10 protein-coding genes and 2 pseudogenes are annotated in these 10,821 nt (G+C 58.2%); 5 read left to right on the top strand and 7 right to left on the bottom strand.

What is annotated here, in order from left to right:
* Window positions 1-110: 110 nt before the first annotated feature.
* Complete coding sequence (locus ACWGTO_RS32065) at window positions 111-434, bottom strand: hypothetical protein (RefSeq protein WP_454578751.1); 324 nt, start codon at window positions 432-434, stop codon at window positions 111-113.
* A gap of 258 nt (window positions 435-692) precedes the next feature.
* Between ACWGTO_RS32065 and ACWGTO_RS32060 the strand changes: the two genes are divergently transcribed.
* The 4 genes from ACWGTO_RS32060 to ACWGTO_RS32045 are packed head-to-tail and all read left to right on the top strand — an operon-like array spanning window position 693 to window position 3,991.
* Complete coding sequence (locus ACWGTO_RS32060) at window positions 693-1,478, top strand: class I SAM-dependent methyltransferase (RefSeq protein WP_454578750.1); 786 nt, start codon at window positions 693-695, stop codon at window positions 1,476-1,478.
* A gap of 42 nt (window positions 1,479-1,520) precedes the next feature.
* Window positions 1,521-2,612: a pyridoxal phosphate-dependent aminotransferase gene (locus ACWGTO_RS32055; RefSeq protein WP_454578749.1), complete on the top strand. Its 1,092-nt coding sequence runs from the start codon at window positions 1,521-1,523 to the stop codon at window positions 2,610-2,612.
* A 32-nt stretch (window positions 2,613-2,644) separates the two neighbouring features.
* Complete coding sequence (locus ACWGTO_RS32050) at window positions 2,645-3,016, top strand: RidA family protein (RefSeq protein ID WP_454578748.1); 372 nt, start codon at window positions 2,645-2,647, stop codon at window positions 3,014-3,016.
* A gap of 51 nt (window positions 3,017-3,067) precedes the next feature.
* A complete protein-coding gene (locus ACWGTO_RS32045; protein ID WP_454578747.1) occupies window positions 3,068-3,991 on the top strand; it encodes a 2-hydroxyacid dehydrogenase in 924 nt (307 codons plus the stop codon).
* A gap of 272 nt (window positions 3,992-4,263) precedes the next feature.
* Here ACWGTO_RS32045 and istB read toward each other — a convergent pair whose 3' ends face one another.
* The 6 genes and pseudogenes from istB to ACWGTO_RS32015 form a co-directional block, all read right to left on the bottom strand.
* Window positions 4,264-5,031: an IS21-like element helper ATPase IstB gene (gene istB / locus ACWGTO_RS32040; protein WP_454578746.1), complete on the bottom strand. Its 768-nt coding sequence runs from the start codon at window positions 5,029-5,031 to the stop codon at window positions 4,264-4,266.
* Window positions 5,009-6,097, bottom strand: a pseudogene (locus ACWGTO_RS32035) (Mu transposase domain-containing protein); the annotation flags it as partial. The pseudogene ACWGTO_RS32035 and the gene istB, both read right to left, overlap by 23 nt.
* Window positions 6,098-6,184: 87 nt before the next feature.
* On the bottom strand, window positions 6,185-7,045 hold the full coding sequence (locus tag ACWGTO_RS32030; RefSeq protein WP_454578745.1) for a tyrosine-type recombinase/integrase: 861 nt from the start codon (window positions 7,043-7,045) through the stop codon (window positions 6,185-6,187).
* The gene (locus ACWGTO_RS32025) at window positions 7,042-8,034 is read right to left on the bottom strand and encodes a tyrosine-type recombinase/integrase (RefSeq protein ID WP_454578744.1); all 993 of its coding nucleotides are present in this window, start codon (window positions 8,032-8,034) and stop codon (window positions 7,042-7,044) included. Before ACWGTO_RS32025 ends, ACWGTO_RS32030 begins: the two co-directional genes overlap by 4 nt.
* Window positions 8,031-9,299, bottom strand: a complete 1,269-nt coding sequence (locus ACWGTO_RS32020; RefSeq protein ID WP_454578743.1) for a site-specific integrase — start codon at window positions 9,297-9,299, stop codon at window positions 8,031-8,033. Before ACWGTO_RS32020 ends, ACWGTO_RS32025 begins: the two co-directional genes overlap by 4 nt.
* Before the next feature lie 155 nt (window positions 9,300-9,454).
* A pseudogene (locus ACWGTO_RS32015) lies at window positions 9,455-10,150 on the bottom strand (IS21 family transposase); the annotation flags it as partial.
* Window positions 10,151-10,458: 308 nt separating this feature from the next.
* On the opposite strand from ACWGTO_RS32015, the gene ACWGTO_RS32010 reads away from it, so the two are divergent.
* The coding region (locus tag ACWGTO_RS32010) for a hypothetical protein (protein WP_454578742.1) at window positions 10,459-10,821 on the top strand (363 nt) is incomplete at its 3' end.

Below are 10,821 nucleotides of genomic sequence, written 5' to 3'. Positions count from 1 at the left end.
AATTACCCGAGGATCGTCAGCAAGATCGGCAAGGCTCCCCCGCAGTACCCAGACATCGACGTCGAGTGACGACGCACCATGCCGCATCGAGGGGGCGAGGGGGTGGGTAATTACGTCGGGTTCGCGACACAGCCTTGTTTGGCCGATACATTTTTCTTGAGGCTACATAGCTGAAAAGAAATCACTATCTTGTTCTTTATCTCGATCAGCCAAATTGGCACGAGTTTTGTTTCCCTGCGTTGAGTGGCGGCAGCAACTGCCGACCGGTATTCATGGCACGATGACGGAGGCATAACAATGAACAAGGCGATTTCAGCTCCGATGAGCGCCGAACTCTTGCCGATCTCCTTGGCGGTTAGGTATCGAGATGACAATGAGGCAAGCTGCACGTAGGTTGTGGATGTCATCGAGCAAATGGTCGAGGCGACGAACATTCCAGTTCTCGTCGACGGGGACAGCGGCTTCGGCAATTTCAAAAATGCGCTTCTGGTTGCCCGGAACCGCCAGCAGCGTTGCGCCGCCGGCATTTGCTCGAGGAGAGGGGCTTCCCGAAGATGAACTCCTTTGTCGTCGACAGGCCCTTGACCGGATATCGAAGAATTCTCCGGCCATCTGACGGCCGTAGCCGCATCCGGTGTGTTGGCGGCACAGGGACTACTTTAGCAACAATGCAAAATCTGATGGAGGAAGCAATGACTATAGCCAGCCCTATCGCATGGGGAGATCTCAGCGCGGTCGCAGAGCATTACGTAAACCGCCCAGCATATGCGCCCTGCGTGATCGATGTGCTGTGCGGGTTGGTATCTTCAGCGCACCGTGATGCGGTGCTTGTTGCTGACGTTGGTGCCGGAACAGGCAAGCTGACGTCTATGCTCGCCGCGCGAGGCCTTTGCGGATATGCGGTGGAACCAAGCGACGGGATGGCTGGCGGCCGATCCTTGTCCGATGGGTCCTCGCAAGCCTTCGAATGGCGTCGAGGATCCGCCGAGGCTACTACTCTTTCAAACGGCTGCGTGAATTGGACCACCATGGGTACGGCGTTCCATTGGACAGATCAAGCGAAGGCGATCAGCGAGTTTCGTCGCATCCTTCGTCCCGACGGTTTCTTCACAGCCATTTGGGATCTCAACGATCCGAATGACGACGCATTGATGAGGGACATCGAAGACCTCATCGAACGGCAGGTGCCGAACCTGAATCGCGTACAGGCGAACATCTACAGCCTATTCGAACGGATCGAAGACGTTCTTCTATCATCAGGCGAGTTTACGCACGTGATCTCGATAACGGCCCCCCATTCCGAAAAAATGTCGCCGGCCCAATACCTTGGCATGTGGAAGTCATATCATGATGTGCCCAGCCAGATCGGCCAAGAACGGTGGGGAAAAGTTCTCGGCCAGATCGAGGAGCGCGTAAGTGGGCTCGACGTCGTGACAGCCAATTACCGCACCCATTCGTGGACCGTCAGAGTCGTTTGAATTCTCTCGATGCCGGGTAAAAGCTCAATTTAGGAAAATGACATGGAAAACTCAGTTGCAGGGGCCAACTCGTCGTTGGTAAGCGATTTCCCTGGCGGGTATTGGCGATATGATATCGTTGACCATGTACTTCTTGTCAATTTGTACTTCCCTCCGAGCTCATTCTATAGGAAACTCACGGAGAGATTACCCTCTCTCACAGCATGCTATCCCTCTCCTCATTGGAAGATTGCCGAGGAACTGGCAGGACAGCTTAACCAACACCCGGATCAATTGGTCGTCGGCAATGGAACGGCTGAATTAATTTCAATCCTGATCGGACAGCTCAATCTCAAAGTGGCTGTTCCCACGCCCTCCTTCAACCCATACGAGCAGGCGGCCTTGCCATCCCGACTCGTGCGGTATGAACTCCCGCCGCCACACTTTGAACTCGATGTCGACCAGTTCGCTCAGACGGTTGTCGACACCGCATGTGATGCCGCAATCGTGATTTCACCTAACAACCCGACGTCCCGAGCTGTCCCGAGGGTTGACTTGCTGAGGCTCGCAGAACGTCTTGCCAAGGAAAAACGTCTCCTCGTTCTCGATGAATCATTCGTTGAGTTTATGCCGAACGGGCGTTCGGAAAGCATCGCGCCTGAACTCGACCGGTTCCGGAATGTGATTATCCTGAAAAGCCTTGGGAAAGTCTACGGCGCTTGCGGATTGCGATTTGGCTATATGCTGTCCGCCAATAAAGAGCTCGTTCGTCGCGTCCGTGAGCGCCTGTCGGTGTGGAATATAAACACCCTGGCGGAATTTTTTGTTTCCCAGCTGCCGAACATGCGGACGGAAGCGGAGGCAAGCTGGGAATTCGTCAGGCGCGATCGCGACGATCTTTTCGAGCGGTTGAATTCGATTCCGTCCATGAAGGTGCTTAGGCCTCACGCCAATTTTGTGTTCTGTCGTTTGCCGACCGATTGGCCGGATGGTCCAGCGCTAGGTGAGCGCCTACTGGCGGACTATTCAATCTTAATTCGTCACAACGGAGGCAAAACGATTCGCGATGGCACCCGTTACCTCCGAATCGCTACGCGTTCGATACCTGAGAATGAACGATTGGTTGCATGCCTGATTGAGGCCGCCTCTCGCTGAACCTTTTCCTACCTTAATCACTGGAGAATGCCATGCAAAAGAGTTCTGGATCAAAAATTTCAAGGGTGCCCGGCGTAGCGCCGGGACGCAGTTCCGGCACCAGTTTCGGACAGTTCGTTTGGTCGGTGGCAACGGCGGGAAACTATTTAGTCGGTATTGAAGAGCAGACCCGTCTCACCCTAGCGGAGCTCGACCGCCTTCTCGCTGCCTCCGGCACAAGCCGCGGAAACGTGCTTTCCGCTACAATCTACCTTTCGAATATTCAAGAAAAGCCGATCTTCGATAAAATCTGGACCGAGTGGATTGGCCCCAATCCCGCGCATTGGCCACAACGAGCCTGTGTCGAAGTTAAGCTCGAGGAAGATATCCGGGTCGAAGTTGCCGCCGTTGCTGCCCGATATTGATCGGCTTGGAACCTCACTTTTAATTTGGATCGAACTTTTGAGAGGCGTGACATGGCCTTGTTGTTCTTTAAGGACCCAGATCATCCCGAAGGCATTGACCGCGAAATCACACGCCGGCTCCCGTGCCTCCCGGTCCAAGTTTATCCGGAGGGTGAGCGATCGGAGATCCGATATTTGCTTGGATACGATCCCCCGATGGAGTTGCTTCAGCAACTTCCAAATCTGAAGCTTATCCTTTCCACCGGTGCTGGGGCGGATGTTCTCCTACAAACGCCCGATCTTCCCGATGTGCCCGTCGTGCGGATGGTACATCCAAGCCTAACCCAGCTTGTCAGCAATTTCGTCGCCGCCCATGTGCTCGCTTGGCATCGGGATCTCTGGACCTACCGTGCTCAGCAGCAGGCACGGGTATGGCGACCGCACCCGCTCCGCCAGGCTGGCGACTGGTGCATCGGCGTTCTAGGCCTCGGTGCAATCGGCAAGAGTGCAGCCGGCGTGCTGCGTTCGCTTGGCTTCGAGGTTATCGGATGGAGCCGAACGCAGAAGGAAGTGCAGGGGATACGGACCTTGGCGGGCATGCCCGGGCTATACCAGGTTCTGAAGCAATCAAATATTCTCGTTTCCGTGCTCCCGCTTACCGATCCTTTGCGAGGCCTCCTGAATAGGAAGACCCTCATGATGCTACCCACGGGCAGCTTCCTTGTAAACGTCGGTCGAGGCGCCCATGTTGTTGAACACGATCTCCTTGATGCGCTTGATTCTGCTCATCTCGCCGGGGCAACTCTTGACGTATTCGCCAATGAACCTCTGCCTGAGGACCATCCATTTTGGCGACATCAAAAGATCATCGTCACGCCTCATGTGGCCGGCGCACTAAGTGCATCCGCTATGGCCGACGTCGTCGCAAGCGAGATCCAGCGCTTCGAAGGGGAATTGCCGCTGCTGAATTTGGTAAACCGCGAAAACGGATATTAGATGGGGTTCTCTGATCGCGGAGCTGATTGCAAGCTGGACGCTCCTATTAACCTCGCCATTTCTCCCGAATTGTGGTTCCAACGGCACTTGATGGCGAGGGGGCTGCGTCCGCACCGCTACGCGATACCTGTTAGCGGGTGCGGCTCAATTGAACGCCCATAGCGGCCACTCGTGCCGGCGGCTTAGTCCAACCCCCGCGGGTCACTTCAAATTCCCCCGGTTAGGGTCAGTCAAACTCCCCCACCTGCAAGGCAGGACAAGAAGTGGATTTGTTAGTTTGACTTTGTTTCCCGGGCAAGGGCTTCAGCGGCTTCTTTGAGACGATAACTGCGTCCATCGAACTCAAGCAGATGGCAATGGTGCATCAGCCGATCGAGTATCGTCGTGCTCATGGTGTTGTCTCGCAGGTATGTGCCCCAGTCTTGGACGACGCGATTGGAGGTGACGATGACGCTGCGGCGCAGTTTGTAGCGCTGATGGATCAGGGTCTGCAGCCATGCGCCGGCCTCGTCGGGGATGGCGCGTGCGAGGAACAGATCGTCCAGCACGAGAAGATCGCAGTCGATGATTGTTCGCATCCGGGCCTCGCGTTGCGCGGGGGCGTTCAGAGCGTGGCGGTGGAAGAAGTCATCGGTCTCGAGGTACTGGACCTTGTGGCTGTGCAGGATCGCCTGATAGGCAATCGCCTTGGCGATGTGGGATTTCCCGGTGCCCGGTTTGCCGACGAGCAGCGCGTTCTCGCCGGCGGCGATGAACGCCAGTGTGTGGAGCTGGAAGCAAGTTTGGCGCGGCAATTTGGGATTGAAGGACCAGTCGAATTCGGCGAGCGTCAGTTTTTCGTCGAGCCCGGATTGCTGATATCGCCGCTCGATAAGGCGGGACTGGCGACGATCCAGTTCGTCCTGCAAGATCAAGGAGAAAGTCTCCAGAAAGGGTTGGTTTGCGCCCTGCGCCTGCAGCACGCGCGTCTGCAGCGTGTCGCGGACTCCCGACAGGCGTAGCTGTCGCAGGCAGCGTTCAATTTCGGGTATGGTCATCATGGGATTGGGTCTCCAGTTTGAGGTGAGAAGGCGCAGCGGGAGCGCTCGTGGCGCCGAAGCTGGTCGGGGTTGCGCAGGCGTCACGAGCGTGGATCGTAGGGGTTGTCGTGGGCGTCTGCCTGCCGGCCATCGCTGCCGGCATCGTGTCGCGCAGCACGGCTGAAGAGGTCGCCATATTCCGCGGGGGCGCGGATCAATGGATGATCCTGGGTGAGCTGCGATGCCGGCTGTGGGGCTTCTTCGACCTGTTGCAGCGCCTGCTCAAACAGCCGCTCGACAGTCGCGCGTACGTGCTTGTAACGGTAGATGCCGTTGCTGATGGCATGAGCACAGGCTTGCTCGACCAGCCGTGTCGGATATTTTCGGCTCAGCCCGACAATGCCCCACATTGCGCGCTGTCCGGGCGTCCCTCGGCATCGAACATGTGTTGGCACAGGGCCCTGGTTTGGGGGCCGATGCGACCGGCATTCGCCAGCAGCACGGCGGTTTGCCGCGACGGATTGAACGGCCGTTCGTTGGCGGGAAGGATGACAGAACCGGGGTGCGTCATCCTGGTATGAACGCGCAGCAGCGCATGGGTGTGGCGATCACGGATCTCGATCGTGGAAGTGTAGAGGCGCACGTTGACCTGCCCGCCGATGGGCGCGGGCCGCGCGGCGTAATAGCTGTTGTCGACGCGAACGGTGCTGTCGTCGCAGACGGTCCGAACCACTTCAGTGAACATGCGGAAGAGTGCGATAGGCAGCGGTCGCAGGTGCGGCTTTTCCTCCTGGAACATGGCCTCGACCTGACGGCGAGTGCTGCCGTGGATGCGCTTGGAAGCCCAGTTCTCCTCCCAGTGCCTCAAGAACTCGTTCTGGGCTTCCAGCGTCTCGAAGCGCCGTCCGGCCAGCGCGGTGCCCTGGGTATGTTGAATCGCGTTTTCGACGCTCCCCTTCCGATTGGGGTCCGCCGCGCGGGCCGGGTCGGCGACGACGCCGTAATGGGCCAGCATCGCACTGTAGATCGGATTGAGCTCGGGTTCGTACAGATCGGGCTTGAGGACGCCTTGCTTCAGGTTGTCGAGCTTTTGTGTCCGACGCCATTATGTGGCTGGCGACGGGTTTGAGCCGGTCTTCGAAGGTGGGCCGCGGGCGAGAGGACACATAATGCGCTACAGGGAGTTGAGCCAGTTGAGGAGGGTTTTGTCATCCTTCCAGGCAACACGTGGTCGGGGTACCGTTGAAATACCTGAACCACTCACTTCGCAGGCCCGCAGCGCCTCGGCCTTGGCGCGCAGCGTCAGCTGGGCATAACGGTTTGTCGTGTCGAGACTCACGTGCCCGAGCCAACTGCGTATGACATTAACTTCGACACCGGATTCCAGTAGGTGGCAGGCAGCGGTGTGCCGGAATAGGTGCGGGCTGACTCGTCTGGATTTTGGCCCGTGTGTATCGAAGGAAGCGCCGTGTCGTCGGACAATCTTGTAGATCCCGAACCTCGTTAGGGGACGAGTCTTCGGAGCGCAGAAGACTGGCTCGCCTGGCGCTGCGCGGCGCGGGGCCAGCAGTGCCTGGATATGCTTCACTGTCTCATCCCAGAGCGGGCACGTCCGCCACTTGTCACCTTTGCCGTGCAAGTGGACTTTGGCCGGCGGCTTGAGGAAGTGCGTATCGGGGAGTGATGTGCGCTTGACGGGGATTGCCGCGACCTGCTGGCAAACTGCCAGCATCTCGGGTGCACGCACAGCGAGGTAGGCAAAGAAGGTGTTCAGTGCAGCGCGACGTTGATTGCGAGTACGCACCGAGTTGCCGCGTTGTTGTTCCAGATGCTTCAGGAATGCCAGACACCGTTCGAACGTCAGATCATCAAGGGCCAGTGCAGTAATTCTGCGGCCACGCTGCTCGGACACGAAGCACAGGAACAGGCGGATCGTGTCACGATAACTGCGGATCGAACCGAGCCGCAGCCCCTTCTGTACCGGGAGATGATCGGCAAAAAATGACTGGACCAGTGTACCGAGGGAGTGGGTCATGACCGATCCTCCCCGAGTGTTGCCGCTGCAAAGGCACGGAAGCGTTGGTTGGCGTGTTCGAGCAGTTCCGGGGTCGGCGCCAGATACACGGCAGTGGAACTGATGTCGCCGTGCCCCATGAAAGTCGAGAGTGCAAGAAGCCTCGTCTGAGGATCGAGGCCGAGTCTATACCAGCGCATGAGTGTGCCAGTGGCAAACGAGTGCCTCAGATCATGCAGGCGTGGAGACGAAATGCCAGGTGGGATCCGCAGGTTTAGGCTCGGGACCATAGCGTGAAAGGTCTGGCTGATGGTCCCAGGATTGATTGGGCGACCTCCGCGCAAGCAAAACAGCGGCTGATCGTCCGCAGTACTGGTTGCGAGGGCCGTGGTCTGCCGTTGATGCAGATGCTCACCCAGGAGTGCTCCGAGCTTCGGCCCAAATGGAACGAGGCGGCTCTTGTAGAATTTGGTCTCCCGGATAACGAGCAGCCGCCGTTCCAGATCGACGTCTTTGAGGCACAGCCGGCAAGCCTCGCCGACGCGCAACCCCAATCCGTAAAGGACAGCGAACAGTACGAAATACGTGTTGCCACGCTCGATCGTACCGCCGTGGTTCGGAAGCGCCTTGGCAAGAGCGAGCAACCGAGTGGCTGCATCTGTGTCGAAGATAAAGGGGGTGCGCTGATAACTTCCGCGCCGTGGTGGGGATCTCAACGGTGTCTGGGCGAGCTTCTCGTGATCGACGAGATACGAGAACAGTCGCCCTACCGTACAGCGCAGGTGGTTATAGCTTCTCGGACGCGACCTTGGGCGCGAGAGGAGAAACTCATCAACCAGTGCCGGGGTTATCTCGGCAAGGCCACGAATGTTGTTCTTCGACAAGTAGGCATCGAACAGCGCGAGCGTCTTCTCTTCGGCATCATAGCGCCGTCGCAACGAGCGCTTGTGGGCAAGGAATTGCTCAATCTCATGGCGGAGAAAACTCTGGAAACGTCCATCGTGGCTCACAGCACGTCCTCCCCATTGCCGAGTGCAATCTCGCGCAGCTGTTCGACAGCGATCTTCCCGTAGATCTGGGTGGAGGAGGCGCTGCGGTGGCCGACGTAGTCGCCGATGTGCTTCAGCGGAAAATTGGCGTTCAGCAGTCGCTGCACACAGCTGTGACGTAGGACATGGGCACCGGCGCGTGGCACGGTAATGCCGGCTTTGCGGATGAAATGAGCGGCGCGACAGACAACCGCCGCCGAGCCTATCGGGGCATGTGGAGCGCAGCAGCGCATAAATACCTCGCGACGTGTCGTGGCAGGTCGCCCGTTTTTGAGGTATTCGATGATCGCACCCCCCACCGCCGCCGAGAGCGGATAAGTGGTGGTATTGCCTGCTTTGCGATCCCGGATCTTGAGCCGTTCGTTGCGCCAGTCAATGTCATCAAGCGTGAGCGTGGCGACCTCCGCAGCCCGCAGTCCATAGGTTGCAAGCAGCATCATCATTGCGTAGTCGCGCTTGCCGGAGGCGGACCGTCTGTCGATGCCTGCCAGCACCTGCTCCACCTGTTCCCAACTGATCGATCGCGGAACACCAGCGTGTCGGTACGACTGTGGAAACTCGACAAGCGAACTGAGATCTTTGGCCAGAACCCCCTCACGATGGAGGTAGCGCAGGAAGACCCGTAGCACCCCGCAGGCATTGCGCACCGTCGACCAGGAAACTCGCGGCGGAGCGTATTCGGCAATGAACCCACTGAGCAGGGTGGGCGACAGGTTTGCGAGGTCGCCGACGCCGATGCGCTCAAGATAGGTTGCGAACTGACGCAAACTAAATCGGTACTGGTCTATCGATCTCTGACGAAGCCCCTTCTCTTCGGTCAGGTACTTGAACAGCCCCGGCGCTTGACGTTCGAACGGGTTGTCCGGTTTATGGAGACGACCCCGGCCGACATAGCCGGAGACCGCCAGCCTCAGCATCTGTCGAATGGGATTGCGGACTTCATAGCCGATCCGGTTGCGTCGCCGGCCGGAGCGTCGTCTAGCATGCTCACCAATCCACGCTTGCACGAATGGCTCAACGTGATCAGGTAGGTTCTTAACTTCCCGGGCTCCATGAGCTTTTGCGAACTCGCCGAAACTCACGACGATGGGAATCCGGCGAAACACGCTGCGATCGGCATAGCGGCGTTCTGCCATCCAGGCGACGTATTGTTCGATTGTGGACGCAATCCAGGAACCTTGGATGCGATCGATAGTAGCAGGGCGGATGTAGTACTTCTCCAGCATGATAATCTCCTAAGGAAACAACGAGATCACCATGCCATGAGCGCTCCGTTATGTTGCCACTGGCACAACGATATTGTTCGCAAACGCGGGTGTTAACTGCGCTCGCCACATAATGGCGTCGGACACAAAAGCTCGATTTTGTTCCCGGGAACAAAATCGAGCACGACATAACTGACCACCCCGCCAAAATGTCGAAATGCCTCTTCGTGAAGCTTCGCCCAGACTTGCTGGCTGGATTTCCAGACCACTCGCCGGAAGCTGCGCCGCGAATAGCGCAGCGTCATCACGAACAGGCGGGGGCGACGGTACCGGCCGCTCTTGGGATCGATCGTCAGCGCGCCCTCGCCATAGTCGACCTGAGCCTCCTCGCCGGGGAGGAATTCAAGACGATCAAACTGTTCTGGATCGCTGTGTCGCAACGTGCGCACAAATCGCTTGACGCTCTGGTAGCTGAACGGAACGCCAAATTGATCGACCAAGTCCTGGTAAATCGCTTGCGCATTCCGTTTCAGGCGGACCTGGTCTTCGATCCACGCCCGATGCGTTTCGCAGGCCGACCGGACCAGGCCGCTGGTGACTGCCGTTCCCGACACTCCAAAACCCGGTGGTCGGGGTGGAGGAATTTGATCCTCCGCGCTTGCCGAGCCGGTGGTCACTTCCCCGGGGGAATTTGCCTCCGCACCGCCCCGCTTCGCTTGGTAACGCCGTATGGTCTTGCGATCGACCCCCGTCAGCCTTTGAATCTCGCGCTGGCTGGTGTTGCGATCAAGTAATGTCAGTACGGTGCTTTGCAGATGTGCCTTCAAGACGTTCAACTCCCGGCCCCCTCGCTGTATGAAAGGGGCGAAAATAAACGTCCTGCCTTACCGGCTACCGCTGTTCAGCAGCGCTGCCGGTGGATCATCAGGTGGGGGAGTTTCAAGTGACCATACCCGGGGGATTTTGACCGACCCACGGGGGTCCAACACGTTTTTAGCTAACCGTCGCGATCCGCCACAGCGCGCTCTCACCATCCGTCTTTCTGCGCGACGCCAAGCTAAAAACGCTCTGGATAATCCAGCGCTCCACATAATAGAGAGCGTTTTTAGGTTGGCGGCGCTGTTGCGACCGCGCGCCATGCAAGCACCGGCATATATTGCGCCGGTAAGCTAAAAACGTGTTGGACGAAGCCGCGGGCGCGACGTTGCCGCTATGGGTTTTGAATGCTGCGTCCCTGCGCATGCTGGCGCAGATTTGTCCGAGGGAGGTGGCCGAACGCGGCATCAGGACGAAGAATCCGCGTCAAAGCATGCCAATGTGGCAGGGAAAGACCGCGCAGGTGAAGCGTCGACCTGCGCGGCCAATTCCGAATGTCCGGCAACAGGGTGCCCATTGCCCGACGCGGCAGGCAGCATGGCTGGCCAACGATGGTTTCGTGCATCCGCTCGTCATGATGTATCCGAAGAAAATGGCACGACCTCCTCGCCGGGTCTGCCGCGAGCGCAAGACACTGACCGCTGAGCGCGTCGCCCACGTCAATCGC

This window comes from Mesorhizobium sp. PL10 (genome assembly GCF_053714315.1).
Note: the sequence above shows the minus strand (reverse complement) of the source record. Positions and strands in the feature narration are given on the sequence as shown.

What these genes read in the sequence shown, in the direction of transcription:
- ACWGTO_RS32065 (WP_454578751.1), bottom strand. Translation starts at nt 434, where the DNA reads ATGTTCGTCGCCTCGACCATTTGCTCGATGACATCCACAACCTACGTG.
- ACWGTO_RS32060 (WP_454578750.1), top strand. Translation starts at nt 693, where the DNA reads ATGACTATAGCCAGCCCTATCGCATGGGGAGATCTCAGCGCGGTCGCA.
- ACWGTO_RS32055 (WP_454578749.1), top strand. Translation starts at nt 1,521, where the DNA reads ATGGAAAACTCAGTTGCAGGGGCCAACTCGTCGTTGGTAAGCGATTTC.
- ACWGTO_RS32050 (WP_454578748.1), top strand. Translation starts at nt 2,645, where the DNA reads ATGCAAAAGAGTTCTGGATCAAAAATTTCAAGGGTGCCCGGCGTAGCG.
- ACWGTO_RS32045 (WP_454578747.1), top strand. Translation starts at nt 3,068, where the DNA reads ATGGCCTTGTTGTTCTTTAAGGACCCAGATCATCCCGAAGGCATTGAC.
- istB (WP_454578746.1), bottom strand. Translation starts at nt 5,031, where the DNA reads ATGATGACCATACCCGAAATTGAACGCTGCCTGCGACAGCTACGCCTG.
- ACWGTO_RS32030 (WP_454578745.1), bottom strand. Translation starts at nt 7,045, where the DNA reads ATGACCCACTCCCTCGGTACACTGGTCCAGTCATTTTTTGCCGATCAT.
- ACWGTO_RS32020 (WP_454578743.1), bottom strand. Translation starts at nt 9,299, where the DNA reads ATGCTGGAGAAGTACTACATCCGCCCTGCTACTATCGATCGCATCCAA.